This window comes from Cellulosimicrobium sp. KWT-B, assembly GCF_002127155.1.
GTDB classification, from domain to species: Bacteria; Actinomycetota; Actinomycetes; order Actinomycetales; family Cellulomonadaceae; genus Cellulosimicrobium; species Cellulosimicrobium funkei.
In genome coordinates this window covers 625,780-651,778 of record NZ_NEDO01000001.1, presented here as the reverse complement: position 1 = coordinate 651,778, position 25,999 = coordinate 625,780, and the positions used below count along the sequence as shown (strand labels likewise).

The window sequence follows — 25,999 nt, the reverse complement described above, 5'->3', positions numbered from 1 at the left end:
GAAGGGCGCCCGACGGCGGCCCCCGGGCCCGCTTTGGAATCTGGCCCGGTCGTTGGGTACAGTAGGCGCTCGTTGCCCACCGGTTCGCCGAGCGGACCGGGACGTAGCACGCCGCCTTAGCTCAGTCGGCAGAGCGATTCACTCGTAATGAATAGGTCAAGGGTTCGATTCCCTTAGGCGGCTCGGTCACGAAGGCCCGGAACCCACGGTTCCGGGCCTTCGTCGTGCTCAGGGGGCGGCACGGAGGGTGCGACACTCGAGCCCCGACGCGCGGCGGCCGGACGCCGCACGGGCCGCACGATGCACGTCGGCCGCACGACCCGGCCCCGAGGAGCGAGATGTCCCGCAGCGTCGCAGTCATCCTGATGGTCCTCGGCCTCGTGCTGGTGGTCGCCGGGGTCGTCACCGGTTACACCGTCGGCGTCATCTCCGACGACCCGCTGGCGGAAGACGGCGTGCCGCGCGTGCACGTGACCCTTCTCCTGGGTTGTGCGGCCACGACGGCGGCCGTCGGAGGGATCGTCGCCGTGCTCGGGCTCCTCGGGCTCTTCGCCAGGGCGGTCCCGCGCGCCGAGGTCCGTGCGCAGCCGCGAGACCCGGACCGCAGGACAGCGGTCTGAGCGGCTGAGCAGCGCCGCGCACGTCTCGTCGCGAGACCTTGCGGCACGTGCCGCGCGCTCCCGGTGCTCGCGGGCCAGCGGGGAGCGCCGGTCCGGCCGGACGACGGCGGGCACCGCCCGCCGCTGAGGGCTCAGCCCACGCGGCGCACGAGCAGGATCACGCCGCCGGCCGCGGCGGCGACGAGCCCGCCGACACCCACCGCGGCGAAGGTCGGGAAGCTCTCGCCGGCGGGCGGGGGCGGCGCCGTGCGGTCGACGGACGCGAGCGGGACGCGCGCCGGCTCGGGGCCCGCGGTCGTGGGCGCGGCGGTCGGCGTCGGCTCGACGGGGGCGGCCGTGGTCGGTTCCTCCGTCGGCTCGGCGGTCGGCTCCTCCGTGACGTCCGGCTCCGGCGCGTCCGGCGTCTCGACGGGCGCCTCCACGACCGCCGCGGTCGGCGGCGCCTCGGCCGTCGGGGCCGAGGTCGCGGGGGCGTCGGGGGTCGGCGCCGGGGGCGGCGTCGTGGGGGAGGGCGCGGCCTGCGCCGTCGTGCAGACGGGGTCGTCCCCGTTCCAGCGCGCGTGCTGCGCGCGCAGGCCGGACACCTGGGCCCACGTGACGCAGTAGCCGTCGGGGAACGTGCGCGCCGGCACCGAGAAGGCCAGGAACCCGTCCGCGGAGTCGCGCGGGCCGTAGGAGTCGGAGTAGTACCGCTCGCGGCTCCCGTCCGGCGCGCTCACGGCGTAGGAGACGGCGCCCCACTCGGACCAGAGGCGCTCCGGGTCGAACGAGACGCCGTCGACGCTCACCTCGAGCCCGCTCTCGCCGTCCCGGCCGACGGCGGTCGCGGGTGCGGCGGCGACGGCCACCACGAGCACCGCCAGGGGTGCGAGGGCGAGCAGGCGGCCAGCGGCACGCATCAGCACCTCCGGGTCGTTCGGGAGCGGTCCGCGGCACATCGTACGCAGTCGTGCGGGCCGGTCGGAACGCCGGGGCGGTGCCCTGGGTGCGTCAGGCCCCGAGCGTCGCGAGCCACCGGACGACGGCCTCGCACACGGCCGCGTCCTGTCCCTTGAGGTCGTGGGCACCGGGCAGCTCCACGCGCGTGACGGGCCCGGGGATCGCGGCGGCGTGCTCGGCGAGCTCGCCCGGCGTCGCGAACGGGTCGGTGCGCCCGGAGACGAGGAGGACCGGCACGTGGAGGTCCGGGAAGTGCTCGGTCCGCAGCCGCTCGGGCTTGCCCGGCGGGTGCAGCGGGTAGCTGACGAGGGCCAGCCCGGCGGCGGGGAGCCCCTCGGCGACGGCCATCGAGCACATGCGTCCGCCGTACGAGCGGCCGCCGAGCACGAGGTGGTCCGTCGTGGTGCCGAGCTCGGCGGCGAACGCCTCCGCCTCGGCGCGGACGTGCGCGATCGCGACGGGCGGCCGGTCGGGCATCCGCTTGCCGGCGATCCGGTAGGGGAAGTCGACGCGGCGCACGGGGACGGGCGGGTCGAGGGCGGCCAGCGCCTCGTCGATCGCGACGAGCGCGCGGTGGTCGCGGCTCGCGCCGGCGCCGGGCGTGAGGAGGACGCCGGCGACGGGCCGGTCGTCGGGGTGCGGCATGGTCACCGGCCCAGTCTCGCAGCGCGCACGGGGTCCCTCACGGTCGAGCACGACCTTCCGCGCGGCCGACCACGAGGTTGCTGTCGTCCTGCCCGGCAGAACGACAGCAACCTCGTGGTCGAGGGGGCCTCGCGGCCCGGGTCACCGCGACGCGAGCCGGGCCGGGTCGAGGTCCGTGCGGCGCAGCAGCTGCGCGTTGAGCGCGACGATGACCGTCGACGCGGACATGAGGATCGCGCCCACCGCCATCGGCATGACGAACCCGACGGGCGCGAGCACGCCCGCGGCGAGGGGCACGGCCGCGATGTTGTAGCCCGCGGCCCACCACAGGTTCTGCTGCATCTTGCGGTACGACGCGTGCGACAGCTCGATGATCGACAGCACCGCCCGCGGGTCGGAGCTCGCGAGGATCACCCCGGCGGACGCGATCGCGACGTCGGTGCCCGCGCCGATCGCGATGCCGACGTCCGCCTGGGCGAGCGCCGGGGCGTCGTTGACGCCGTCGCCGACCATCGCGACGACGCGCCCGCCGTGCTGCAGCTCGGCGACCTTCGCGTCCTTGTCCTCGGGGCGCACGCCCGCGAAGACCTGGTCGATGCCGAGCTCGCGCCCGACCGCGCGGGCGACGGGCTCGGCGTCGCCGGTGATCATGACGACCCGGATGCCGCGCCGGTGCAGCGCGTCGACGGCCTCGCGCGACTCGGGGCGGATCGCGTCCGCCAGGGCGAACGCGCCCACGACCTCGCCGGACCGCCCGTCCGGTGCGGTGCCGGTGCGGGTGCCGGCGTCGTCCGAGACGACCACGTGCAGGACGGTCGACCCGTCCTCGGCCCACGCCGCGGCGTCGGGCAGGGGGTCGAGCCCGCGCTCGCGCAGGAGTGCCGGCCCGCCGACCGCGACGCGGCGCGCGCCGTCGGGGGTCGGGACGGTCGCCTCGACGCCGACGGCCGTGAGCGACCGGAAGCCGGTGGCGCGGGGGACGTCGTCGCCCCGCTCCTCGGCCGCCCGCACGATCGCGCGGGCGAGCGGGTGCTGGCTGTCCGCCTCGGCCGCCGCCGCGAGCGCGAGCAGCGCGGCCTCGGACGTGCCGCCCGCGGTCGCGAGGTGCACGACGACCGGCTCGCCCGCGGTGAGCGTCCCGGTTTTGTCGAACAGGACGGTGTCCACGGTGCGCATGCGCTCGAGCGCCAGGCGGTCCTTGACGAGGACGCCCGCCTTCGCGGCGCGCTCCGTCGACAGCGAGACGACGAGCGGGATCGCGAGGCCCAGCGCGTGGGGGCACGCGATGACGAGGACGGTGATCGCCCGGATCAGCGCCTGCTCGGGCGTGCCGAAGACGAGCCACAGGCCGATCGTCAGGGCAGCGGCACCGAGCGCGTACCAGAACAGCCACCCGGCGGCGCGGTCCGCGAGGCGCTGCGTCTTCGTCGACGACGCCTGCGCGTCCGCGACGAGCCGCTGGATGCCCGCGAGCGCGGTGTCCTCGCCGACGGCCGTGATCCGCACGCGCAGCGCGTCGTCCGTCGCGACGGTCCCCGCGACGACGGCGTCCCCGACGGCGCGGCGCACGGGGCGCGACTCGCCGGTGATCATCGACTCGTCGACGTCCGCCGAGCCGGACGCCACCTCGCCGTCCGCGGGCACGCGCCCTCCCGGCCGGACGACGACCAGGTCGCCCACGCGCAGGTCCGTCGGCGCGACGGTCGTCACGGTCCCGTCCTCGGCGACCCGCTCCGCCTCGTCCGGGAGCAGTGCGGCGAGCGAGTCGAGCGCGGACGCGGTCTGCGCGAGCGAGCGCATCTCGAGCCAGTGGCCGAGCAGCATGATGACGACGAGGAGCGCGAGCTCCCACCAGACGTCGAGCTCGTGCGCGAGCAGGCCCAGGCTCGCTCCCAGCGACGACACGAACGCGACCGTGATGGCGAGCGAGATGAGCGTCATCATCCCGGGCTTGCGGCTCCGCAGCTCGCTCACCGCACCGGTGAGGAACGGGCGCCCGCCCCAGGCGTAGATCACCGTGCCGAGGACGGGGGACACCCAGGGCACCCACGCGGCGTCGGGCAGGTCGTAGCCCAGGAGCATCGCGAACATGGCGTTCAGCGCGACCGTGGGGACCGCGAGGACGAGCATGATCCAGAACAGGCGGCGGAACTGCCCGACGTGGTCGCCGTGCCCACCGTGACCCCCGTGACCCGCCATGTCGTGCCGGGCGTGGCCCGCCGTGCCGTGACCGGCCATGTCGTGGCCCTCGTGCCCGGCCGTGCCGTGGCCCGCGGTGCCGTGACCGGCCGCGTGGTGGTCCTCGTGCCCCGCCGTGTCGTGGCCGCCGTGCGCGGCCGGGGCGTGCGCGGCGTGGTCGACGGCGGCGGTCGCCGCCGCGCCGGGGTGCCCGTGCGCCTCGGGGTGCGCGTGCGCCTCGTGGTGCCCGCGCTCGCCGTCCGCGCCGGTCCGACGCCCGGGGCCGTGCTCCGTGCGGTGGTCCACCGTGTCTCCTCTCGGCCGCTGATACCCCTAGGGGGTATCTCCTCCTCCCGATCATGCCCCGGTGGTGCTGATCCGTCAACCGTTCGGGAGCGACGCGACGGGGAGGGTCCTGCGTCAGAGCGCGGGGGTGGACTCCCGCAGCACGACCGAGCACGCGACCGCCACGCGCCGGGGTGCGTCGTCGTCGTCCGGGGCGAGCGCGAGGCGCAGCGCCTGCTCGCCGACCTCGGTCAGCGGGATGCGGACCGTCGTCAGGCCCGGCGTGACGTCGCGCAGCGTCACGATGTCGTCGAAGCCGGCCACCGCGACGTCCTCCGGGACGCGCAGCCCCGCCTCGCGCGCGGCCGCCATCGCGCCGACGGCCATGACGTCGTTCACCGCGAAGACGGCGCGCGGTGCGCCGTCGGGCCCGGCGGCACCCACCCGGGCGAGCAGGTCGCGCATCCCGCCGTGGCCGCCGTCGCGCGTGAACGCGCACTCGGCGACCGCGTCCGGCGGGACCGGGGACCCCAGCGCGGCGAGCGCGGTGGTGAACCCCTGCGCGCGGTCCACGGCGGTGCGGTGGCTCGCCGGCCCGGCCAGCACGCCGAACGCGCGGTAGCCCAGCCCGTGCAGGGCGCGCGCGAGGGCGGCCGCGCCGTCGGCGTTCGCGATCTCCACCGCGGGCAGGTCGCCGAGCGGCTGCCCGACGAGCGAGACGCCGCCCCCCGACGCGCGGTACCGCTCCAGCGCGTGCCGCAGCGCGCCGTCGGCGTCGTCGGCGAGCCGGCCGCCGCCCAGCACGACCGCCCGCGCCCGCTGGCGGTCCATGAGCTCGACGAACGCGCGCTCGCGCTCGGGGGAGTGCCGGGTGCTCGTCAGCGTGACGATGAGCCCGTCGTGGTCGGCGGCCTCCGCGACGCCCGCCGCGAGCGAGGAGAAGTATGGGTCCGCGATGTCGTGCACGACGAGACCGACGCTCGTCGTGCGGCCGCGGGCCATGGCCTGCGCGCTCGGGTCGGGGGAGTACCCGAGCCGACGCGCGGACGCGAGGACCCGCTCCCGCAGGTCCGGGCGCACCGTGCGGTTCGCGCTCCCGTTGATCGCGCGGGACGCGGTCGCGAGGGAGACGCCGGCGTCGCGAGCGACCTCGCTCAGGGTGGGTCCGGGCACGGGAACAGGCTAGCGGGGGCGCCTCGTCGCCGGGTGGGCCGCCCCGCGAGCGGTTACGTTCGGAAGAGCCCGGTCGACCGGGCCCCACCACGCCGCAGGAGGACCTCATGACGTCCCAGCACGCAGCCGCGCCGCGCGGCACGACGGCGGTGCTCGCCCGGGCGCTCGCGCTCGGCGTCGCCGCGGGCTCGCGCAGCAGCCTCGGGGTCGCGGCGCCGGTGCTGGCCGGCCTCGTGCGGCCCGGCGGGTCGGGCCGGTCGGGTCACGGACCCGGGCCGCTCGCGCGCGGCGCGGCGCTCCTGGGCGTCGTCGGCGAGCTGGTCGGCGACAAGCTGCCGCAGACGCCGAGCCGGCTCGCGCCGCCCGGCCCCGTCGTCCGCGTCGCGAGCGGCGCCGTGGGCGGGGTGCTCGTCGCCCGGCACCGGACCGGTCCGGTCGGGCTGGTCCTCGCCGCCGCCGCGGGAGCCGCGGGCGGGGCCGTCGGGACGTGGGGCGGTGCGGCGTGGCGACGCCTCGCCGTCGGCGAGCGGCCCGACTGGCCCGGCGCCGTCGCGGAGGACGTCACGGCGCTGGCCCTCGCCGCCTGGGCCGTCCGGGGCTGAGCGCCCGCCACGGCGACCCGGGGCACGACGTCCCGGGAGTCAGTCTCCCGGGTGGGAGGGCGCCGTCCGTCAGCAGCCCGCCTGCTCGTAGCGGCACAGCAGCTCCCACGCGGCGCGGGCCTGCTCCGCGACCGTCTCGCGGGCCGCGCCCACGGTGCTCTCCCCGCCGTCGAGCGCGACGAGCGTGACCGCGGCACCGCGGCGCGTGGTCGCCAGGTAGGTGCCGAGCGCCGTGTCCAGGTCCCCGCTCCCGCCCGACCCGTAGTAGTCGGTGGCCAGACCGCTGCCCTGGGCGCCGACGTCGAGCGGCTCGGCCGTGTACGTCGTGCCCTCCGCGCCACCCTGCGCCGCGCACGCGGCGAGCAGGTCCGCGAGCCGCGCGGCCTCCGCGGTGGCGGCGTCGGCGTCGGCGAACACCGCGACCTGGTGGACCCCCACGGTGCCCTCGGCCGCGCCGTCGCCCTCGGTCGCGGTGCGCATCGCCGTGGCGTCCGCGGGGCCGCCGTCGGCGCACGCCTCCGGAAGGTGCCAGTCCGCGACCCCCTCCGCCTCGTCGCGTGCTCCCTCGCCGCCCCACGCGCCCGCGGGGAGGAGGACGTCGGCGGGCGCGTCCGTCGGGAGCGCCGCGGCCGGATCGCCGGGTGCCGGGGTCGAGGGCGCGGTCGAGGGGTCCGGGGCCGACGGTTCCGGGGTGCTCGGCGCGTCGCCGGGGGCCGCGGTGCAGGCCGCGAGGACCAGGGCGCTCGCGGCGAGGACGGTCGTCGTTGTCGAGGCTCTCATCCGCACCACCCTGGCAGCCGTGCGGGCGGTTCGCAGGAGCAGGCGCTCAGCTGCCGGGGACGCTCGTCACGGTCGTCAGGAGGAACGCCGCGTCCTCGATCGCGCTCACCGCGTGCCGCTCGTGCGTGAGCACGCGCAGCTCGCCCTCGCCCAGCTCGACGTCGCCCTCGCCGAGCGCCGTGACCCGGACCCGGCCGCGCAGGACCTGGATCGACGCCGCGGGCGGGGAGTTGTGCTCGCCGAGCTCGACGCCCGCGCGCAGCGCGAGGATCGTCTGGCGCAGCGGGCCGTCGTGCAGCACGACCTCGGCGCTGCGACCGTTCGGCGCGGTGCGGGCGGTCGTGAGGTGGGCTTCCGTGAGGAGGTCGACGTTCGTCATCGGGGCTCCGGCCTGTCGGGGAGCTCCATCATGCCGCGCCGCGGACGTCGGTGCCGCCCGTGCCGCGGCCGTGCGGCGCTGGTCGCCGCGACCGGCTCGGGCGGGCGGGGCGCGCCGGTGGCGCGTGCTGGTGGTCTGCCGTGCGGTCCGGAAGAGTGGCCGCCATGCAGGTGGTCTCCGGTCTCCTCGTCGGTCTGTTCGGCCTCGTCTTCACCGTCGGCATGCTGCTGCTCCTCGCCGCGACGGCGCGGCGCGTCATGGGCGCGCCGGTCGGCTGGATCCGCTCGGCGGTCGTGGCCCTCGCGATGCTGTCGGTCGCGTCCTGGGTGCTCACGGGCGGCCTGCTCGACGCCGGCTGGTCGCGCCCGGACGGGACGCTCACCGTCGCGCCGGGTGTCGCGCTCGTCGCCGTCGTGCTCGCGTTCGCGTGGGCGTTCGTGCTCGGGCTGTGCGTGCTCCTCGTGCTCGAGCTCCTCGTGCCGACGGGCTCCGTCCCGGGGCCGTGGCGCGCGCTCCGGGGGCTGCGCCAGGGCCGCCGCGAGACGCGGCGCTACGCGCAGATCCTGGGGATCGGCGTCCGGCACGGCCTCGGCGGGGCGCTCACGCGCGGGGCGCGGCAGCCGGACGGTTCGCGCCTGTCGCGCACCGACCAGCGGCGCCAGGCCGCCGCGCTGCGCGACGCCCTCAGCGACGCCGGCGTGACCTTCGTGAAGTTCGGCCAGGTGCTGTCCACGCGCCGGGACCTGCTCCCCGCCGCGTTCGCGGACGCGCTCGCCACCCTCCAGAGCGAGGTCCCGCCCGCGCCGTGGTCGCAGGTGGAGGCGGCCGTCACGGGCGCGCTCGGGCGCCCGGTCGACGAGGCGTTCGCCGACTTCTCGCCGGAGCCCCTCGCCTCGGCGTCCGTGGGCCAGGTCCACGCGGCCCGCCTGCTCGACGGGCGCGACGTCGTCGTCAAGGTGCAGCGCCCGGGCGCCCGTGCCCAGGTCGAGACGGATCTCGCGATCCTCGGGCGGCTCGCGCGTCGCATCGAGCGCGACACCGCGTGGGGCCGCTCGCTCGGCGTCGTCGACCTCGCCGACGGCTTCGCCGCGTCGCTGCGCGAGGAGCTCGACTACACGGTCGAGCTGGAGAACACGCTCGCGCTGCGCGCCGCGCTCGCGCGGGGAGCGGCGGGGGACCGGCGCCCCGACGACGACGCCGACCCGGGCACGGGCCCGCGCGTCCGGGTCCCCGACGTCTACCCCGAGCTCTCCGGGACGACGCTGCTCGTCATGGAACGGCTCGACGGCGTTCCCCTCGGCCGCGCCGCGGACGTGCTCGCCGGCCTCGACGACGCCGTGCGCGCCGACCTCGCCTCGCGGCTCCTCACCGCGACGCTCGAGCAGGTGCTGGTCGCGGGCACCTTCCACGCCGACCTCCACCCCGGCAACGTGCTCGTCACCGCCGACGGCCGCCTCGGCCTGCTCGACATGGGCTCCGTCGGCCGGCTCGGCGAACCCGACCGGCTCGCGCTCGCTGCGGTGCTGCTCGCGGTCGACGCCGACGACGCCGTGGCCGCGACCGACGCCCTCCTGGAGCTGCTCGACGCCCCGGCCGACCTCGACGTGCGCCGCCTGGAGCGCGCCGTCGGGCAGGTGATCGTGCGGTTCCGCGGCGCCGGCGCGAGCGGCGCGATGTTCACCGCGCTCTTCCGGCTCGTGACCGACGCAGGCCTCGCCGTCCCGTCGCAGGTCGCCGCCGCGTTCCGCACGTTCACATCGCTGGAGGGCACGCTGCGCCTGCTCGACCCCGGGTTCGACCTCGTCGCCGCGGCCCGCGCGACCGCGCAGCCGCTCGTGCGGCGCGTCGTGACGCCGGAGGGCCTGCGCGAGCGCGCGACGAGCCTGTTCCTCGGCCTCGCGCCCGAGCTCGAACGGCTCCCGCGCCGGCTCGCGAAGATCACGAGCGACGTCGAGGCCGGGCGGCTCACCGTCACCGTCCGCTCGTTCGCGCACCCCGAGGACCGCGCGTTCCTCACCGGCCTCGTGCAGCAGGTCGTCTCCACGGTCATCGCCGCCGCGGCGGTGGTCGCGGCGGTCGTGCTGGTCTCCGCGGACTCCGGCCCCGAGCTCGTCGAGGGCCTGCGCCTCTTCGCCGTGCTCGGTGCGGCGCTCGGGTTCGTGGGCACCGTGCTCGCCGTGCGCGTCCTCGTGTTCGCGTTCCGGGGGACGGCCGCTCGGCGCGGGTGACCTCAGCCGTCGTGGGTGCCCGACGGGTGCGTCGCGTCCGCGGGCCGCACGACCGTGACCGGGCAGTGCGCGTACTCGACCGCGTGCCGGCTCACCGAGCCCAGGAGCAGCCGGTCGAACCCGCCGACGCCGCGGTTGCCGAGCACGAGGCGCTCCGCGCGCGACGACGCCTCGATGACCCCCTTGGCGGCGTGCACGTGCTGCACGCTGCGCACGAGGCGGTCGTCGGGCAGGTCGACCCCCGCCGCCTCGAGCGCGGCGTCGAGCTTCTGGGCGGCGAACTTCTCGTAGTCGTCGATGGGCGGCGTCCATCCCCACGAGTCGGGCAGGGGCGCGAGCGAGACGATCTGCCAGCAGAACAGGGCCTCGAGCGTCGCGCCCGTGCGCCGCGCGACGTCGGCGCCGTGCCGCAGCGCCTGGACCGACGTCGACGACCCGTCGACCCCGACGACGACGGGCCGCACGTGGTCGTGGCGCACGTCGGGCGTCCCGCGCACCACGGTCACGGGGACGGTCGCGTGCTGCACGACGGCGGTCGGCACCGACCCGAGGACCATCCGCCCGAGGCGGCCCCGGCCGCAGCGGCCGAGGACGAGCAGGTCGGCGTCGTCACCGTCGGCGGCGTCGGGCCGCACGTCGTCCTGGGCGGCCTGCGCGACGCGCGGCTGGGCGAGGGCGAGCAGGACGGCCGCAGGGCTGCCGCGCTCGGCGACGGCCGTCGCGGCGACCGCGTCCGGGCCGATCCCCGTGCGGGCGCGCGCGGCGTCGAGCCACTCCTGGACGAGCGCCCGCTTCTCCTCGGCCGCCGCGTCGGGGCCGTCGCCCGGCCCCTGCCGCGACTCGAACGCGAGCACGGCCGTCAGTGGCACCGCCCGGTCCGCCGCCTCGCGCAGCGCCCAGTCGAGCGCGCCGCCCGACTCCTCCGACCCGTCGACACCGACGATCACGCCGCGCATCTCGCCACCTCCGCCCGGTCGGCCGACCGCGTGCGCCGTCGGCGTGCTGTCCCCGACGCCGTCGGCGGCGCCGGTGCTGACTCGACCCTAGGCCGCGGGGCCGCGCCGCGCCCGGGACGGGCGTCCCGAGGAGGTGGACGAGAGTCCCGCGGCGCGGCGCGCGGAGCCGGTCAGAACCGCGGGTCGGGCTCGTCCTGGAGGATGTTGCGCAGGGGGCGGGTGACGACGTCGACCCGCGCGAGCAGGTCCGCCGGGCCCGAGACGACCAGCGCCCGGTCCTCGACCGGGACGTACGCCGCGGCGTGCTCCCGCACGGTGACGTACAGGCAGGGGCGGGTCTCGCCGTCGACCCGGAACGTGGTGCGCACGACGGGCGCGACGTCCACCTCCTCGACGATCGCGCGCATCGCGGCGCGGTACTCCTGGTAGGAGTCGAGGAAGTCGTCGTCGCCGGGGGTGTCCGAGTGCAGGGGCGCGGCGAGCGCCCCGCTGAGCGCGGTGCGGGCGATGTCCTCGGCCTGCTCGTCGTGCGCGGCGCGCACCCGCAGCGTCTCGACGTCGAGCGTCTCGCCCGTGAACGACACGTAGGAGCGCAGGAAGCGCTCCTCGGCCGGGTCGTGCGCGCCGTGGCCGGCACCCGTGAGCGTCTCCTCGTCGAGGTCGAGACCCCAGGTGAGCGGGTCGTCGACCTCCGCGACGGCGCCGTGGAACCGCGCGACCACCTGCTCCCACGACGCGGCCGAGCCCGTGGGGCGTGCCTCTCGCTCGTCCGCGTCCGGTGCGGGGGTGTCCTCCGGCGGCTGGTCCGGTTGGTGCATCGCTCTCGCCACCCTTCTGGACGTCGTGCGGGGCGCACTCCCGAGCCTGCCCGTGGCGCGGGCCGCGGTCAACGCCCCCGGCGCGTGTCGGGCCGGGTGATCTCCGCCGTCGTGCGCCCGGGACCACCCGGCAGGTCACGGCGCGACCCCTCTTTCACGCCCCTGGCGAACAACGGCATACGGAGGGGGTGCGGCTCGTTCGAACCGCATAGAGTCAATGCGGTCAGGCTTGTACCCGTCGTCCGGCGGGCAGGTGTACGCCGCTCACGAGGAGCAGCACATGTTCGAGAGATTCACAGACCGAGCCCGTCGGGTCGTCGTCCTCGCCCAGGAAGAGGCGCGGATGCTCAACCACAACTACATCGGCACCGAGCACATCCTCCTCGGCCTCATCCACGAGGGCGAGGGTGTCGCGGCCAAGGCGCTGGAGTCCCTCGGGATCTCCCTCGACGGCGTCCGCACCCAGGTGACCGAGATCATCGGCGAGGGCCAGCAGGCCCCGAGCGGGCACATCCCGTTCACGCCGCGCGCCAAGAAGGTGCTCGAGCTGTCGCTGCGCGAGGCGCTCCAGCTCGGCCACAACTACATCGGCACCGAGCACATCCTGCTCGGCCTCATCCGCGAGGGCGAGGGCGTCGCCGCCCAGGTCCTGACGAAGATGGGCGCCGACCTCAACAAGGTGCGCCAGCAGGTCATCCAGCTCCTGTCCGGCTACCAGGGCAAGGAGCCGGTCGCCGCCGGCGGTCCCACCGAGGGCCAGCCGTCCGGCTCGGCCGTGCTCGACCAGTTCGGGCGCAACCTCACCCAGGCCGCGCGCGAGGGCAAGCTCGACCCGGTCATCGGGCGCAGCCTCGAGATCGAGCGCGTCATGCAGGTGCTGAGCCGCCGCACCAAGAACAACCCCGTCCTCATCGGCGAGCCCGGCGTCGGCAAGACGGCCGTCGTCGAGGGCCTCGCCCAGGACATCGTCCGCGGGGACGTCCCCGAGACGCTCAAGGACAAGCAGCTCTACACGCTCGACCTCGGCGCGCTCGTGGCCGGCTCGCGCTACCGCGGCGACTTCGAGGAGCGCCTGAAGAAGGTGCTCAAGGAGATCCGCACGCGCGGCGACATCATCCTGTTCATCGACGAGATCCACACCCTCGTCGGGGCGGGTGCCGCCGAGGGCGCGATCGACGCCGCGAGCATCCTCAAGCCGATGCTCGCGCGCGGCGAGCTGCAGACCATCGGCGCGACGACGCTCGACGAGTACCGCAAGCACGTCGAGAAGGACCCGGCCCTGGAGCGTCGCTTCCAGCCCATCCAGGTCGCCGAGCCGTCGCTCCCGCACGCCATCGAGATCCTCAAGGGCCTGCGCGACCGCTACGAGGCGCACCACCGCGTGTCCATCACGGACTCCGCGCTCGTCTCCGCGGCCACGCTCGCGGACCGGTACATCAACGACCGGTTCCTCCCGGACAAGGCGATCGACCTCATCGACGAGGCGGGCGCGCGCCTGCGCATCCGCCGCATGACGGCCCCGCCGGAGCTCAAGGAGCTCGACGAGGAGATCGCCGAGGCGCGCCGCGAGAAGGAGTCCGCGATCGACGCGCAGGACTTCGAGAAGGCCGCCGGCCTGCGCGACAAGGAGAAGCAGCTCACCGCGAAGCGCGCCGACAAGGAGAAGGCGTGGAAGTCCGGTGACCTGGACACCGTCGCGGAGGTGGACGAGGAGCTGATCGCCGAGGTCCTGGCCATGGCCACGGGCATCCCGGTCTTCAAGCTCACCGAGGAGGAGTCCAGCCGCCTGCTCAACATGGAGGACGAGCTGCACAAGCGCGTCGTCGGCCAGGAGGCCGCCATCAAGGCGCTGTCGCAGGCCATCCGCCGGACGCGTGCGGGCCTCAAGGACCCGAAGCGCCCCGGTGGGTCGTTCATCTTCGCCGGCCCCACGGGCGTCGGGAAGACGGAGCTGGCCAAGGCGCTCGCCGAGTTCCTCTTCGGGGACGAGGACGCGCTCATCCAGCTCGACATGTCGGAGTTCTCCGAGAAGCACACCGTCTCGCGGCTGTTCGGCTCGCCCCCCGGCTACGTCGGGTACGACGAGGGCGGCCAGCTCACCGAGAAGGTGCGGCGCAAGCCGTTCTCGGTCGTCCTGTTCGACGAGGTGGAGAAGGCCCACGCGGACATCTTCAACTCGCTCCTGCAGATCCTCGAGGACGGTCGCCTGACCGACTCGCAGGGCCGCGTCGTGGACTTCAAGAACACCGTCATCATCATGACGACCAACCTCGGCACGCGGGACATCGCCAAGGGCGTCCAGACCGGCTTCAACGCCGGCGGCGACCTGGTCACGTCCTACGAGCGCATGAAGGCGAAGGTCAACGACGAGCTCAAGCAGCACTTCCGGCCGGAGTTCCTCAACCGCGTCGACGACGTGGTGGTCTTCCCGCAGCTCTCGCAGGCCGAGATCATCCAGATCGTCGACCTGATGATCGCCCGTCTCGACGCCCGCCTGCGGGACAAGGACATGGGCATCGAGCTCACGCAGCCCGCGAAGCAGCTTCTCGCCGAGAAGGGCTACGACCCGGTCCTGGGTGCTCGTCCGCTGCGCCGCGCGATCCAGCGCGACATCGAGGACGTGCTCTCGGAGAAGATCCTGTTCGGCGAGCTCAAGGCCGGCGAGATCGTCCTGGTCGACGCCGAGGGCGAGGGCCTGCTCGGCGAGTTCACCTTCCGGGGTGTCTCGAAGGGCGAGCACGACCGCGGCCCGGTGAGCGTGGGCGCGGCCGCCGCGCTCGACGCCCCGACCGGCGTCTCGGTCCGCGACCTGCCCCCGACGGGCGAGCTGCAGGCCGGCGCCGAGTGACGCACTCCTGAACGCCTGACACACGGGCCCCGATCCTCCTCCGGGAGGGTCGGGGCCCGTCGTCGTCCCGGCGCCCCCTCGCCCGCCGAGCAGGTGGTCGTGGCGCGTCCGGGACGACCGACGCACCACCATCGCGTGCTCGGCCGACACAGAGAACCTGGTCGGCGGGCGAGGGGCCGTTGCACGGCGTTACGTCCGTCCTCGTCGTGGGACAGGGGTCGACCGCCCTTTGCGGGGCGTGCGCACGCTGGCACAGTCGCCCGCATGCCGACGACACCGGGGGGCCTCGTCGCCCTCCCCGCCACCGACGCCGGGCACGTGCCCGGGCTCGCGTGTCGTCGCGCCCTGCGTGCGCGACTGCGCCGTCGGGCCGCGTGTCGTCCGACCGCGTGCCGCTGAGCACCCCGACGCACTGACCGACGGCCGCCCCGGGCCGCCGTCGGGCCGTCCCACCACCCTCCCGCGCACGGCACCCGCGCGCCCTCGTGCCTCCCCGTGCGCTCTCCCTGAGAGGACCCGTCATGCGTGCTTCCCCGCTCCGTCGTTCGTCCGCACCGCCCGGCCGCCGGAGGGCGACGGCCGTCGCGCTCGGTCTCGTCGCGCTCCTCGCCGCCGGTGCGTGCAGCACCGCCGAGGCGTCCGGGGGCGGTGACCCGGCCGACGGCGGCACGCTCGCCCCGGACGCCGAGCTGCCCACCGAGGTGCCGGAGGGCACCGTCCTGCGCGTCGGCGACCCGACGACGCAGAAGGCGTTCGAGCTCGCGGGCGACGACCTGGACAGCGACTTCTCGTTCGAGATCGAGTGGGCCAACATCTCGGGCGGCCCGGCGACGACGGAGGCGTTCCGGGCCGGGTCGCTCGACGTCGGCGCCGTCGCGGAGATCCCGCCGATCCACGCGACCTGGACGGGCCTGGACGTGCAGGTCTACGCGTCCGTCTACCGGGAGAACTGGGAGGACGCACCGGTCTACGAGTTCGCGGGGGCGCCGGGGGTCGAGCTCGACTCCCTCGAGGACTTCCGCGGTCACCGCATCGCGTTCAGCCCGGGCCAGGCGCAGGGCGCGATCGTCCTCAAGGCGCTGGAGGAGGCCGGGCTCACGCAGGACGACGTCGAGCTCGTCGAGCTCCCGAGCACGGGCGACGTGTACTCGACCGCGCTCGCCGCGGGCGAGGTCGACGTCGCGCCGCTCGGCGGCACGCAGCTCTTCCGGTACCTCGCGACGTACGAGGCCGACGGCGCGACGTCGGTCGAGCACCACCTGCGCGACGACGCGTCGCACCTCTACGGCCCGACCGAGGTCGTGCGCGACCCGGCCAGGGCGGCGGCGCTGCGCGAGTACGTCGCCGCGTGGGCGGCGGCGAAGGTCTGGGTCGCGGAGCACCCGGAGGAGTGGAAGCAGGGCTACTACATCGAGGACCAGGGGCTGAGCGAGGAGGACGCGCAGTACCTCGTCGACCACGCGCCGGTCCCGGACGTCCCGTCCGACCTCACCGAGGGCATCGAGCGCACGCAGGCGACGGTCGACCTGCTCGCGGCGGAGCTCGACGAGCAGCCGCTCGACGCGGCCGACCTTTTCGACGTGCGCTTCGGCCCGGTCGCGGGCGAGGCGGCCGCCGCCGCGCGGGACGGGGGCGCCCAGTGAGCGCCGCGGTCGCCGACCGGGTCGACGTCGCGGTCCCGCGGGCCGACGCCGGGCCGTCGACCCCGGCGGACGTGCGGCCGCGCGGCACGCGCCTCGGGCTCGGCCGGCCGGTCCCGCTCGCGGCGCTCGTCGGGGTCACGCTCCTCGCGGTCGTCTGGTCGGTGGGGTCCGCGACGGGGCTCGTCGACCCGCGCGTGCTCTCGGCGCCGTGGACGGTCGTCTCGACGGGCGCGGAGCTCGTCGCGAACGGCAAGCTCGGGGCGCACCTCGGCGTGTCTCTGACGCGCGCCGCGCTCGGGCTCGCGGCCGGCATCGTCGCGGGCGTCGTGCTCGCGCTCGCCGCCGGGCTGAGCCGGGTGGGCGACGCGGTGCTCGACGGCCCGATCCAGGTCAAGCGCGCCATCCCCAACCTCGCGCTCCTGCCGCTGCTCATCCTGTGGTTCGGCATCGGCGAGGAGATGAAGGTCATCACCATCGCGCTCGGCGTCTTCATCCCCATCTACCTGCACACGCACAACGGTCTGCGGGCGATCGACAGCCGCTACGTCGAGCTCGCCGAGACGGTGCAGCTCTCGCGCCGGCAGTTCGTGCGCCGCGTCATCCTGCCGGGCGCGCTGCCCGGGTTCTTCCTCGGGCTGCGGTTCGCGGTCACGGGGTCGATGCTCGCGCTCGTCGTCGTCGAGCAGGTCAACGCGACGGCCGGGATCGGCTACATGATGGAGCTCGCCCGGACGTACGGGCAGACGGAGATCATCCTCGTCGGCCTCGTCGTCTACGGCGTGCTGGGCTACTCCGCGGACCTCGCCGTCCGCCTCCTGCAGAGGAGGGTGCTCTCGTGGCGGCGCACGCTGGAGGACTGACCACGCAGGAGGCCCGCCCGACGACGCCGGGCGCGGCCGTGCGGGTCCGCTCGCTCGTCCGGTCGTACGGGGAGCAGCGCATCCTCGACCACCTCGACCTCACCGTGGACGACGGCGAGTTCGTCGCGATCCTGGGCCGGTCCGGCTCGGGCAAGAGCACGCTCCTGCGCGCGCTCGCCGCGCTCGACCACGGGGTCGCGGGCTCGGGCGAGGTCGTCGTGCCGGACCAGGTGTCCGTCGTCTTCCAGGACTCGCGGCTCCTCCCGTGGGCGCGCGTGCTGGACAACGTGGTGCTCGGGCTCGACGCCGGGGCGCGGGGGCGGGCCGCCGCGCGGGACGCCGGCCGCGCGAGCCTCGCGGAGGTCGGCCTCGCCGGGCGCGAGCGCGCGTGGCCGAACGAGCTCTCGGGCGGCGAGCAGCAGCGCGTGTCGCTCGCCCGCTCGCTCGTGCGCTCGCCGCGGCTCCTGCTCGCCGACGAGCCGTTCGGCGCGCTCGACGCCCTGACCCGCATCCGGATGCACGCCCTGCTGCGCGACCTGTGCGCGCGGCACCGCCCCGCGGTCCTGCTCGTCACGCACGACGTGGACGAGGCGATCGTGCTCGCGGACCGCGTCGTCGTGCTCGACGAGGGACGGATCGCGGCCGAGCGCCGCATCGACCGGAGCTACGGCCCCACCGAGGCCCGCGACCCCGCGGACCCCCGCTTCGCCCGGCTCCGCACGGAGCTGCTCGACGCGCTCGGCGTCGTCCGCGACGCCCCGACGACCTCCGACCGGAAGGACACCGCCGCATGACCCGCCACGCCTCCTCGGGCCACCGCCCCGGCCGCCTGCACCTCAACGCGTTCCTCATGAGCACGGGCCACCACGAGGCGTCGTGGCGCCTGCCCGAGAGCGACCCGTCGTGGACGTCGACGAACATCGCGCACCTCCAGCGGCTCGCGCAGGTCGCGGAGGCGGGAAAGCTCGACTCGATCTTCTTCGCGGACGGCCCCGGGCTGCGGTCCGACGTCGGGCGCCGCCCGGCGGGGTCGCTCGACCCGCTCATCGTGCTGACGGCGATCGCGACCGTGACCGAGCGCATCGGGCTCATCGCGACGGCGTCCACGACGTACAACTCGCCGTACAACCTGGCGCGGCGCTTCGCGTCGATCGACCACGTGTCCGGCGGCCGGGCCGGGTGGAACGTCGTCACGACGGCCGGGCCGGAGATCGCGCGCAACTTCGGCCTCGACGACCAGCCGGCGCACGCCGTGCGGTACGAGCGCGCGGCCGAGTTCCTCGACGTCGCGTTCCGGCTCTGGGACTCGTGGGAGGACGACGCCGTGCTCGCCGACAAGGCCGCGGGCGTCTGGGCGGACCCGGCCAAGATCCACGGGCCCGCGCACGTCGGCACCCACTTCTCCGTGCACGGCGCGCTCACGACCCCGCGCTCGCCGCAGGCGCGCCCGCTCATCGTGCAGGCCGGGTCGTCCGAGGACGGCAAGGACCTCGCCGCGCGCTACGCCGAGGCCGTGTTCACCGCGCACCAGACGCTCGCCGACGCCCAGGCGTTCTACTCCGACCTCAAGGCCCGGGCGGCCGCCGTCGGGCGGGACCCGGGGACGGTGAAGATCCTGCCCGGCATCGTCCCCGTCATCGGCTCCACGGAGGCGGAGGCGCTCGCGCGGGAGCGCGAGCTCGACGAGCTCATCGTCCCCGAGTACGCGCGCGCCCAGCTCGCGAAGACGCTGCGCCTCGCGCCCGAGGACCTGCCGCTCGACCGCGAGCTGCCCGACGGCCTGCCCACCGAGGACGAGATCGAGGGGGCCAAGAGCCGGTACACGCTGATCGTCGAGCTCGCGCGGCGCGAGCGGCTCACGGTGCGCCAGCTCATCGGGCGCCTCGGCGGCGGGCGGGGCCACCGCACGTTCGCCGGCACGCCCGAGCAGGTCGCCGACGCGATCCAGGACTGGTACGACGCCGAGGCCGCCGACGGGTTCAACATCATGCCTGCGGTGCTGCCGTCGGGGCTCGAGCAGTTCGTCGAGCACGTGCTGCCCGTGCTGCGCGAGCGCGGCCTGTTCCGCACCGAGTACGAGGGCCGGACGCTGCGCGAGCACTACGGGCTGGAACGGCCCGCGAACCGCTACACGGACGCGGCCCCCGCCGGGACGTCGTCCGACGGCGGGGCACGAGTCGTCGAGGGGGCCTTCGCATGAGCGCGGAGCACCTCTGGTACATCCCGAACCAGGTGCGGCCGGGGCACCGCGGCGACGACACCACCGAGGACCACAACAGCCTCGACACCCTGACGAGCCACGCGCACGCCCTGGAACGCCACGGGTTCGCGGGCGCGCTCCTCGGGACGAGCTGGGGGCGTCCCGACACGTTCACGGTCGCGACGGCGCTCGCCGCCCGCACCACGACGTTCGAGCCGCTCGTCGCGATCCGGCCCGGCTTCTGGCGGCCGGCCCACTTCGCGTCCGCCGCCGCGACCCTCGACCACCTCAGCGGCGGCCGGCTGCGCGTCAACATCGTGTCCGGCACCGACGGGCAGGAGGCGTACGGCGACGGCGAGGCCGACCCGGCGCACCGCTACGCCCGCACGCGCGAGTTCCTGCAGATCGTGCGGCGCCTGTGGACGCAGGACGAGGTCACGTACGCGGGCGAGCACTTCTCGGTGACGCGCTCGTCGCTGGGGCCGCGGCCCGTGGTCCGCGGCGACCGCGCCCACCCGCGGATCTACTTCGGCGGCGCCTCGGAGGCGGCGGAGCGCGTCGCGGCGACCGAGGCCGACGTGCAGCTCTTCTGGGGCGAGCCGCTCGACGGGATCGCGGAGCGCATCGACCGGCTGAGGCGGCTGAGCGCCGAGCTCGGCCGTGAGCACGCACCGCTCGAGTTCGGGCTGCGCGTCACGACGTTCGTGCGGGACACGACGGAGGAGGCGTGGGCCGACGCCGAGGCGAAGGTCGCGCAGCTCGCGGCCCGCTCGCCGGAGCGCGAGGCGTGGTCGGCCCGGGACCGGGGGCGGAGCACCGCCGTCGGGCAGCAGCGCCTGCTCGACCTGGCCGAGCGGGGCGAGGTGCTCGACGACAACCTGTGGACCGCCCCGGGCCGGTTCGGCGGCGGGGGAGCGGGCACGACGTGGCTCGTCGGTTCCGCGGAGGACGTCGCGAAGTCGCTGCGGCGCTACGAGGACCTCGGCGTGACGCACTGCGTCCTGTCCGACACCCCGTACCTGCGCGAGATCGAGCGCCAGGGCACCCGGCTCCTCCCGCTCCTGCGCGACTGACGGTCACCGTCGCGGGGATCGACCCGTGCGTCATGGGGTCGACCCTCTGCGGGTCGGACCGGTGCGTACGGGTCGATCCAGGGCGCGGGCTGATCCCGGGCGCGCGGGTCGATCGCGGGTCGGTCGACGGACCCCGGGCGGCCGCGACCCGGAGTACCGTCCGGAGCGTGGACCAGAGCCGGCTCGACGACCTCACCGCCCGGCTGCGCGCCGCCGGGTGCGTCTTCGCGGAGGACGAGGCCGCGCTCCTCGCCGAGCGGGCCGACGACGACGCGCACCTCGAGGTGCTCGTCGCGCGCCGGGTCGCGGGCGAGCCGCTCGAGCACGTCCTCGGGTACGTCGACTTCCACGGGCTCCGGGTCGCCGTCGACCCCGGGGTGTTCGTGCCGCGCCAGCGCACCACGTTGCTCGTCGACGAGGCGGTCGCGCTCGGGCGGCGGGCCGGGCGCCCGGCGCCCCTGTCCGACGGCGGCCCGGCCAGCGTCCCCGGCGGTCGTCCGGAGGGTGGCCCGGACGGCCGGACGGTCGTCGTCGACCTGTGCTGCGGCGCCGGGGCGCTGGGGCTCGCGACGGCGGTGGGCCTCGGCGGCGACGAGACCGTCGCGCTGCACGCGAGCGACGTGGACCCGGCCGCGGTCGCGTGCGCGGCGCGCAACGTCGCGGCCGCCGGCGGGACCGCGTACGAGGGCGACCTCTTCGACCCTCTGCCCGCCGGTCTGCGCGGGCGGGTCGACCTTCTCCTCGCCAACGTGCCGTACGTGCCGTCGGGCGAGATCCCGCTCCTGCCGCGCGAGGCGCGCGACCACGAGGCGCAGGTCGCGCTCGACGGCGGCGGCGACGGGCTGGACGTGCTGCGCCGCGTCGCGGCCGAGGCGCCCGCCTGGCTCGCCCCCGGCGGCCACCTGCTCACCGAGTCCGGCGAGCGCCAGGCGGCGGGCGCCGTCGCGGTGCTCGACCGCGCCGGGCTCGTCGCGCGCGTCGTCCGGGACGACGACATCGGCGCGACGATCGTCGTCGGGACGCTCCCCGCCGAGACGTGAGAAGTGGCCCCTGCGACGCGCGGGTCAGGGGCCACTTCACACGTCTCGGCAGGCTTCCGCGCGTACCTAGGCCGAGGCGGGCCGCAGCAGCGCGCGGATCTCCTTCTCGGCCTGCGCGGGCGTGAGCGCGCGGCAGCCGAGCGACTCCCAGTGCCGCACGAGCGCGGGCTCGGCGCGCAGCAGCGCCCACCCACGCCGGAACAGGGTGAGCGGCGGCTTGCGCATCTCGGCGAGGTCGCGCAGCAGGCGGAACCAGAACGTCACGAGGCGCGGTCGGTAGAGGCAGATCGCGTCGGCCAGCACGTCCTGCGCGCGGCAGGCCGCGACGATCTCCGCCGCGAAGATCCCCTCCGCCAGGACGACGCGCGAGCCCGTGACGTCGACGTGGGTCGTGCCGGTGCGGCGCGACGTCGGGATGTCGTAGACCGGCACGTCGGCGTGGCCCGTGCGCGCGAGGTCGACGAGCGCCGCGACCGCGCCCTCGGCGTCCCACGAGCGGGGGTCGTCCCAGTCCACGATGCCGAACCGCTGCGGCAGGTCGGGGTGGTCGTGGTCGAGGTAGAAGTCGTCGAGCGCGACGACCGGGAGCCCGAGCCGACGGGTGAGCGACGTCTTGCCCGAGCCCGACGCCCCGGTGAGCAGCACGATCCGCGTCGGGACCTCGCGCGACCCGGGCGGGAGGTCGAACAGCGCCGGGTCCCCGGCGGGTCCGGTCGGCACCGGATCGGTCCGGGTGGCGGCGTCGGTGGGGCCGCCGTCGGCGTCGTGCTGAGGGTCGCTCACGGGACACCATTGTCGCAGCGTCCGGCGCGAGCCCCGAGGCGGGGCGTCGGGTGGGGCGCGTAGCCTTCCCCGGTGACCGCTCCGGACCCCGCCGCCCTGCTCGCCCGCGACGCCCTCGACCGCCTCGACCGGTGGGAGCCCGTGGATCCCCGTCAGGAGGCGCTCGCGTCGGAGTACCGCGCGTTCGTCCGCGGCGACGCCGGCCCGCGCGCCGAGGCGGTGCGGCGCGACGGCGGTCCGCAGCACCTCACGGCGAGCTGCTTCGTGCTCAGTCCCGGTCTCGACCGCGTGCTGCTGTGCTTCCACCGCAAGGGCCGGTTCTGGGTCCAGGTGGGCGGCCACACCGAGCCGGAGGACACGACGCTCGCCGGTGCCGCCTACCGCGAGGCGCGCGAGGAGAGCGGCATCGAGGACCTCGTCCCGTTCGACCCGGACCCCGAGCCGGGCGTGCCGTCCGTGGTCGGGTCCCGGGCCGTCGCCGCGCCGTCCGCCCCGGTGGACGTGCACCGGCACGACCTCGCCGCGGCGTTCGGCACCTGCCGCACGCACTGGGACGTCGGGTTCGTCGCGTTCGCCGACCCGGACGCGCGCACGGTCGTCAGCGACGAGAGCGAGGACGTCGCGTGGTTCCCGGTGGACGCGCTGCCGCCCGGCACGCCCGCCGACTTCCCCGTCCGCCTGGCGACGGTCCTCGCGGAGGTGCGCCACCGCCGTCGGGCAGGACTCCCCACGAGGTAGAGCCCCGGTCGCGCGAGGTAGAGCCCTGGTCACGACCAGGGCTCTACCTCGGCCAACCAGGGCTCTACCTCGGCGGACCGGGGCTCTCCCTCGGCGGGGCGAGGACGACGTGGAGGGTGCGGGGGCCGTGCACGCCCTCGACGCGGGAGAGCTCGATGTCGCTCGTCGCGCTGGGGCCGCTGATCCACGTCTGCGGGCGCCCGGGGTGCGCGGCGAGCAGGCGCACGGCCTCGGGCACGGTCTGCACCACCTGGTCCGTGCGCACCACGCACACGTGCAGGTCGGGCACGAGCGTGATCGCCCGGCGGCCCTGGTCGGGCTCGCCGTCGAGCACGATCGTGCCGGTGTCGCCGACCGCGACGCGCGCCGCGGTGACGACGGCGTCCGTGCGGTCGAGCTCGTCGGGCGTGCGCGGGTCGTCGCGCGCGTCCCGCACGACGGCGGTCCCGGCGCCCAGGCCCGCGAGCCACGCCTCGTCGAGACCGGCCGGCACGACGACGGACGTCGCGTCGGCGAGCAGGTCGCCGACGACCGTGGCCACGTCCGCTGCCGTCTCGGCACGGTGCACGTGCGCCCGGTAGTCGACGAGCCGGTCGACGAGCACGTCCACGACCTCGGGCGAGCCCGGGGCGAGCTCGCCGTGCTCGCGGTAGGCGCGCGGCACGCTGCCCGACGCCGCGGGGCCGCCCGTCGCCGTCGACCCGCCGAGCGCGGTGCGCACGCGGGCGAGGACGTCGTCGCGCGCGCTCACCGGTCCTCGCCTCCCTCGGTGCGGGGCTCGTCGGCCGGGCGGTCGCGCCACCAGTCGCGGAAGGTCTGCTTCGCGGGCGCCGGGAGGTCGCGCGAGCGGGTCCACGCGGACGCGGGCGGCGGGAGGGTCGAGATCCGGCCCTTCGGACCGGCGACCAGGCGCCCGACCTCCGCCGCCTTCTCCGCGAGCTCGAACCGGCGCGCGTCGGACATGACGAACGAGGCCGCCTTCATCGCGGCGCCCCACCCGGTGGGGCGGCCGCGGTCGGCGTCGACCTCGCGCGCCCGGAGCTCGACGAGGATCGACGGGATGTCGATCTTCACGGGGCACACCTCGTAGCACGCGCCGCACAGCGTCGAGGCGTAGGGGAGCGACGCGTTGGGGTCGTGGTGGCCGGAGAGACCGCCGGAGGACTTCGTGAGCTGCGGCGTGAGGATCGCGCCGATCGGGCCGGGGTACACCGACCCGTACGCGTGGCCGCCCACCCGCTCGTACACCGGGCACACGTTGAGGCACGCGGAGCAGCGGATGCAGTGCAGCGCGGCCCGCCCGACCTCGTCGGCGAGGACGTCGGTCCGCCCGTTGTCGAGCAGCACGAGGTGGAACTCCTGCGGGCCGTCGCCGGGCGTGACGCCCGTCCACAGGGACGTGTACGGGTTCATGCGCTCGCCCGTCGACGAGCGCGGCAGGAGCTGGAGGAACACCTCCAGGTCGGTGTACGTGGGCACGACCTTCTCGATCCCCATGACCGTGATGAGCGTCTCCGGGAGCGTGAGGCACATGCGGCCGTTGCCCTCGGACTCGACGACGGTCAGCGTCCCCGTGTCCGCGACGCCGAAGTTCGCGCCGCTGATCGCGACCTTCGCCGAGAGGAACTTGCGGCGCAGGTGGGCGCGCGCGGCCATCGCGAGCTCGCGCGGGACGTCCGACAGGTCCGGCGGGGCGTCGCCCATGCGGGCGAGGAAGATCTCGCGGATCTCCGCGCGGTTGCGGTGGATCGCGGGCACGAGGATGTGCGACGGCATGTCGTCGGCGAGCTGCACGATGAGCTCCGCGAGGTCCGTCTCGTACGCCGCGATCCCCTCGGCGGCGAGCGCCTCGTTGAGCCCGGTCTCCTGCGTCGCCATGGACTTCACCTTGACGACCTCGTCGACCCCCTTGGCCTTGACGAGCTCCGCGACGATCCGGTTGGCCTCGTCCGCGTCGCGCGCCCAGTGCACGACGCCGCCCCGCGCCACGACGTTGCGCTCCAGCTCCTCGAGGAGCTCGGGCAGGCGCGCCATGACGTCGGTCTTGATCGCGGAGCCCGCGTCGCGCAGCGCCTCCCAGTCCGGCACCTCGCCGACGACGGCGGCGCGCTTGGCCCGGATGGTCGACGTCGCGTGCGCGAGGTTGCGCCGCAGCTGCGTGTTCTGGAGCGCCTCGCGCGCCGCGTCGGGGAACGACCCGCCCCAGCGCAGCGGGGCGTCCGGGTGCGGCACGTCGCCGAACGCGTCCGACGCCGCCCCCGCGCCCGCCGAGGTGCCGTGCCCGCCCGGGTGGGCGACGTCGTCGGGCAGGGTGCGCGCGCCGCGCCGGACGGGCAGGCCGAGGAACGTGCGGCTCACCGGGCACCCCCGCGCGTCGACGGGCCGACCCCGGCGGGGGCGGGCGTGTCCTTGGTGGACGCGAGGATCTCGGCGAGGTGCAGCGTGCGGACGCCCGCGCGGATGCGCGACAGGCCGCCGCCGATGTGCATGAGGCACGACGCGTCGCCCGCGGTGAGGACCTCGGCGCCCGTCGCCTTCACGTGCGTCATCTTGTCGGCGAGCATCGCCGTCGAGGTCTCGGCGTTCTTCAGCGCGAAGGTGCCGCCGAACCCGCAGCACTCCTCCGCCGCGGGCAGCTCGACGAGGTCGATGCCCTCGACCGCGCGCAGGAGGCGCAGCGGCTTGTCGCCGACGTGGAGCATGCGCAGCGAGTGGCACGTCGGGTGGTAGGTGACCCGGTGGGGGAAGTAGGCGCCGACGTCGGTCACGCCGAGCACGTCGACGAGCAGCTCGGACAGCTCGTACGTCTTCGCGGCGACCGCGTCGGCGGTGCGCGCGAGGTCGTCGAGACCGGCGCGCCGGCAGACCATGCCCTGCTGGTGCCGCACGGACCCGGTGCACGACCCGGACGGGACGACGATCGCGTCCCACTCGCCGTCGAGCACGGGGGAGAACGCCTCGACGTGGTTGCGCACCACGGGGACCGCCTCGTCGAGGTACCCCGTGTTGACGTGCATCTGGCCGCAGCAGGCCTGGCGCTCGGGGAAGAACACCTCGTGGCCGAGGCGCTCGAGGAGTTGGGCGGTGGCGCGCGGTGCCTGGGGGAACATCACGTCGCCGATGCAGGTCGCGGTGAGGGCTATGCGCATCGTTGCTCCGGGGGAGGGCGAGTCGGTCCAGTCTCGCCGGGCCGCGTCCGTGCCGCCTGCCG

Annotated in this window: 23 protein-coding genes and 1 tRNA gene; 12 read left to right on the top strand and 12 right to left on the bottom strand. The window is 75.7% G+C overall.

What is annotated here, in order from left to right; translation table 11 throughout:
• Window positions 1-110 precede the first annotated feature (110 nt).
• Together B9L22_RS02790 and B9L22_RS02785 are read left to right on the top strand one after the other, a co-directional pair.
• Window positions 111-183, top strand: a tRNA-Thr gene (locus tag B9L22_RS02790).
• A gap of 155 nt (window positions 184-338) precedes the next feature.
• On the top strand, window positions 339-620 hold the full coding sequence (locus tag B9L22_RS02785; RefSeq protein WP_086149122.1) for a hypothetical protein: 282 nt from the start codon (window positions 339-341) through the stop codon (window positions 618-620).
• 131 nt (window positions 621-751) lie between these two features.
• Here the strand turns inward: B9L22_RS02785 and B9L22_RS02780 are convergent, their stop codons facing one another.
• The 4 genes from B9L22_RS02780 to B9L22_RS02765 form a co-directional block, all read right to left on the bottom strand.
• The gene (locus B9L22_RS02780; protein WP_143317027.1) at window positions 752-1,519 is read right to left on the bottom strand and encodes a hypothetical protein; all 768 of its coding nucleotides are present in this window, start codon (window positions 1,517-1,519) and stop codon (window positions 752-754) included.
• Window positions 1,520-1,610: 91 nt separating this feature from the next.
• On the bottom strand, window positions 1,611-2,204 hold the full coding sequence (locus B9L22_RS02775; protein WP_086149633.1) for an alpha/beta family hydrolase: 594 nt from the start codon (window positions 2,202-2,204) through the stop codon (window positions 1,611-1,613).
• Between the two features lie 141 nt (window positions 2,205-2,345).
• Complete coding sequence (locus B9L22_RS02770; RefSeq protein ID WP_086149632.1) at window positions 2,346-4,442, bottom strand: heavy metal translocating P-type ATPase; 2,097 nt, start codon at window positions 4,440-4,442, stop codon at window positions 2,346-2,348.
• 360 nt (window positions 4,443-4,802) lie between these two features.
• On the bottom strand, window positions 4,803-5,840 hold the full coding sequence (locus B9L22_RS02765) for a LacI family DNA-binding transcriptional regulator (RefSeq protein WP_086149120.1): 1,038 nt from the start codon (window positions 5,838-5,840) through the stop codon (window positions 4,803-4,805).
• A gap of 107 nt (window positions 5,841-5,947) precedes the next feature.
• Here B9L22_RS02765 and B9L22_RS02760 point away from each other — a divergent pair, with 107 nt between their 5' ends.
• Entirely contained in the window at window positions 5,948-6,442 is a 495-nt protein-coding gene (locus B9L22_RS02760; protein ID WP_086149119.1) for a hypothetical protein, read from the top strand.
• A gap of 69 nt (window positions 6,443-6,511) precedes the next feature.
• On the opposite strand, the gene B9L22_RS02755 is transcribed toward B9L22_RS02760, so the two are convergent.
• Together B9L22_RS02755 and B9L22_RS02750 are read right to left on the bottom strand one after the other, a co-directional pair.
• Complete coding sequence (locus tag B9L22_RS02755) at window positions 6,512-7,222, bottom strand: hypothetical protein (protein ID WP_086149118.1); 711 nt, start codon at window positions 7,220-7,222, stop codon at window positions 6,512-6,514.
• A 46-nt stretch (window positions 7,223-7,268) separates the two neighbouring features.
• On the bottom strand, window positions 7,269-7,601 hold the full coding sequence (locus B9L22_RS02750) for a cupin (RefSeq protein ID WP_085386519.1): 333 nt from the start codon (window positions 7,599-7,601) through the stop codon (window positions 7,269-7,271).
• Between the two features lie 164 nt (window positions 7,602-7,765).
• Here B9L22_RS02750 and B9L22_RS02745 point away from each other — a divergent pair, with 164 nt between their 5' ends.
• Window positions 7,766-9,829 carry an AarF/ABC1/UbiB kinase family protein gene (locus B9L22_RS02745; RefSeq protein ID WP_086149631.1) on the top strand — a complete coding sequence of 688 codons (2,064 nt, stop codon included), beginning with the start codon at window positions 7,766-7,768 and terminating at the stop codon, window positions 9,827-9,829.
• Window positions 9,830-9,831: 2 nt separating this feature from the next.
• Here the strand turns inward: B9L22_RS02745 and B9L22_RS02740 are convergent, their stop codons facing one another.
• Window positions 9,832-10,785 (bottom strand): universal stress protein, encoded by a 954-nt coding sequence (locus B9L22_RS02740; RefSeq protein ID WP_086149117.1) that lies wholly within the window; start codon window positions 10,783-10,785, stop codon window positions 9,832-9,834.
• Window positions 10,786-10,955: 170 nt separating this feature from the next.
• Window positions 10,956-11,603: a hypothetical protein gene (locus B9L22_RS02735; RefSeq protein WP_228485221.1), complete on the bottom strand. Its 648-nt coding sequence runs from the start codon at window positions 11,601-11,603 to the stop codon at window positions 10,956-10,958.
• A 280-nt stretch (window positions 11,604-11,883) separates the two neighbouring features.
• On the opposite strand from B9L22_RS02735, the gene B9L22_RS02730 reads away from it, so the two are divergent.
• The 7 genes from B9L22_RS02730 to B9L22_RS02700 all read left to right on the top strand — a co-directional run bounded on the left by B9L22_RS02730 (window position 11,884) and on the right by B9L22_RS02700 (window position 21,267).
• Window positions 11,884-14,451, top strand: coding sequence for an ATP-dependent Clp protease ATP-binding subunit (locus B9L22_RS02730; protein WP_031315080.1), 2,568 nt, complete (start codon window positions 11,884-11,886; stop codon window positions 14,449-14,451).
• A 521-nt stretch (window positions 14,452-14,972) separates the two neighbouring features.
• Window positions 14,973-16,094 carry an ABC transporter substrate-binding protein gene (locus B9L22_RS02725; protein ID WP_086149116.1) on the top strand — a complete coding sequence of 374 codons (1,122 nt, stop codon included), beginning with the start codon at window positions 14,973-14,975 and terminating at the stop codon, window positions 16,092-16,094.
• A complete protein-coding gene (locus B9L22_RS02720) occupies window positions 16,091-16,954 on the top strand; it encodes an ABC transporter permease (protein ID WP_086149115.1) in 864 nt (287 codons plus the stop codon). The genes B9L22_RS02725 and B9L22_RS02720 overlap by 4 nt, the downstream gene beginning before the upstream one ends.
• A complete protein-coding gene (locus B9L22_RS02715) occupies window positions 16,930-17,748 on the top strand; it encodes an ABC transporter ATP-binding protein (RefSeq protein WP_086149114.1) in 819 nt (272 codons plus the stop codon). Before B9L22_RS02720 ends, B9L22_RS02715 begins: the two co-directional genes overlap by 25 nt.
• On the top strand, window positions 17,745-19,154 hold the full coding sequence (locus B9L22_RS02710; protein WP_086149113.1) for an LLM class flavin-dependent oxidoreductase: 1,410 nt from the start codon (window positions 17,745-17,747) through the stop codon (window positions 19,152-19,154). Before B9L22_RS02715 ends, B9L22_RS02710 begins: the two co-directional genes overlap by 4 nt.
• Window positions 19,151-20,227 (top strand): LLM class flavin-dependent oxidoreductase, encoded by a 1,077-nt coding sequence (locus tag B9L22_RS02705; protein WP_086149112.1) that lies wholly within the window; start codon window positions 19,151-19,153, stop codon window positions 20,225-20,227. Before B9L22_RS02710 ends, B9L22_RS02705 begins: the two co-directional genes overlap by 4 nt.
• Window positions 20,228-20,394: 167 nt before the next feature.
• Window positions 20,395-21,267, top strand: coding sequence for a methyltransferase (locus tag B9L22_RS02700; RefSeq protein ID WP_233139633.1), 873 nt, complete (start codon window positions 20,395-20,397; stop codon window positions 21,265-21,267).
• Between the two features lie 66 nt (window positions 21,268-21,333).
• Here the strand turns inward: B9L22_RS02700 and B9L22_RS02695 are convergent, their stop codons facing one another.
• The gene (locus tag B9L22_RS02695; protein WP_319946766.1) at window positions 21,334-22,050 is read right to left on the bottom strand and encodes an ATP-binding protein; all 717 of its coding nucleotides are present in this window, start codon (window positions 22,048-22,050) and stop codon (window positions 21,334-21,336) included.
• A 72-nt stretch (window positions 22,051-22,122) separates the two neighbouring features.
• Between B9L22_RS02695 and B9L22_RS02690 the strand changes: the two genes are divergently transcribed.
• Window positions 22,123-22,788: an NUDIX hydrolase gene (locus B9L22_RS02690; protein ID WP_086149110.1), complete on the top strand. Its 666-nt coding sequence runs from the start codon at window positions 22,123-22,125 to the stop codon at window positions 22,786-22,788.
• Between the two features lie 64 nt (window positions 22,789-22,852).
• On the opposite strand, the gene B9L22_RS02685 is transcribed toward B9L22_RS02690, so the two are convergent.
• Genes B9L22_RS02685 through B9L22_RS02675 form a run of 3 tightly spaced genes read right to left on the bottom strand, consistent with a single transcriptional unit; the run spans window position 22,853 to window position 25,937 of the window.
• Window positions 22,853-23,539, bottom strand: coding sequence for an LUD domain-containing protein (locus B9L22_RS02685; RefSeq protein WP_086149109.1), 687 nt, complete (start codon window positions 23,537-23,539; stop codon window positions 22,853-22,855).
• On the bottom strand, window positions 23,536-25,146 hold the full coding sequence (locus B9L22_RS02680) for a LutB/LldF family L-lactate oxidation iron-sulfur protein (protein ID WP_198947184.1): 1,611 nt from the start codon (window positions 25,144-25,146) through the stop codon (window positions 23,536-23,538). Before B9L22_RS02680 ends, B9L22_RS02685 begins: the two co-directional genes overlap by 4 nt.
• The gene (locus B9L22_RS02675; protein ID WP_086149108.1) at window positions 25,143-25,937 is read right to left on the bottom strand and encodes a (Fe-S)-binding protein; all 795 of its coding nucleotides are present in this window, start codon (window positions 25,935-25,937) and stop codon (window positions 25,143-25,145) included. The genes B9L22_RS02680 and B9L22_RS02675 overlap by 4 nt, the downstream gene beginning before the upstream one ends.
• Window positions 25,938-25,999: the final 62 nt, after the last annotated feature.

Bases quoted from the DNA above. Each gene is read 5' to 3' on its own strand.
- B9L22_RS02750 (WP_085386519.1), bottom strand. From the start codon at position 7,601: ATGACGAACGTCGACCTCCTCACGGAAGCCCACCTCACGACCGCCCGC.
- B9L22_RS02675 (WP_086149108.1), bottom strand. From the start codon at position 25,937: ATGCGCATAGCCCTCACCGCGACCTGCATCGGCGACGTGATGTTCCCC.
- B9L22_RS02780 (WP_143317027.1), bottom strand. From the start codon at position 1,519: ATGCGTGCCGCTGGCCGCCTGCTCGCCCTCGCACCCCTGGCGGTGCTC.
- B9L22_RS02740 (WP_086149117.1), bottom strand. From the start codon at position 10,785: ATGCGCGGCGTGATCGTCGGTGTCGACGGGTCGGAGGAGTCGGGCGGC.
- B9L22_RS02745 (WP_086149631.1), top strand. From the start codon at position 7,766: ATGCAGGTGGTCTCCGGTCTCCTCGTCGGTCTGTTCGGCCTCGTCTTC.
- B9L22_RS02785 (WP_086149122.1), top strand. From the start codon at position 339: ATGTCCCGCAGCGTCGCAGTCATCCTGATGGTCCTCGGCCTCGTGCTG.
- B9L22_RS02705 (WP_086149112.1), top strand. From the start codon at position 19,151: ATGAGCGCGGAGCACCTCTGGTACATCCCGAACCAGGTGCGGCCGGGG.
- B9L22_RS02735 (WP_228485221.1), bottom strand. From the start codon at position 11,603: ATGCACCAACCGGACCAGCCGCCGGAGGACACCCCCGCACCGGACGCG.
- B9L22_RS02760 (WP_086149119.1), top strand. From the start codon at position 5,948: ATGACGTCCCAGCACGCAGCCGCGCCGCGCGGCACGACGGCGGTGCTC.
- B9L22_RS02725 (WP_086149116.1), top strand. From the start codon at position 14,973: ATGCGTGCTTCCCCGCTCCGTCGTTCGTCCGCACCGCCCGGCCGCCGG.
- B9L22_RS02710 (WP_086149113.1), top strand. From the start codon at position 17,745: ATGACCCGCCACGCCTCCTCGGGCCACCGCCCCGGCCGCCTGCACCTC.
- B9L22_RS02775 (WP_086149633.1), bottom strand. From the start codon at position 2,204: ATGCCGCACCCCGACGACCGGCCCGTCGCCGGCGTCCTCCTCACGCCC.
- B9L22_RS02755 (WP_086149118.1), bottom strand. From the start codon at position 7,222: ATGAGAGCCTCGACAACGACGACCGTCCTCGCCGCGAGCGCCCTGGTC.
- B9L22_RS02770 (WP_086149632.1), bottom strand. From the start codon at position 4,442: ATGGCCGGTCACGGCACGGCGGGCCACGCCCGGCACGACATGGCGGGT.
- B9L22_RS02730 (WP_031315080.1), top strand. From the start codon at position 11,884: ATGTTCGAGAGATTCACAGACCGAGCCCGTCGGGTCGTCGTCCTCGCC.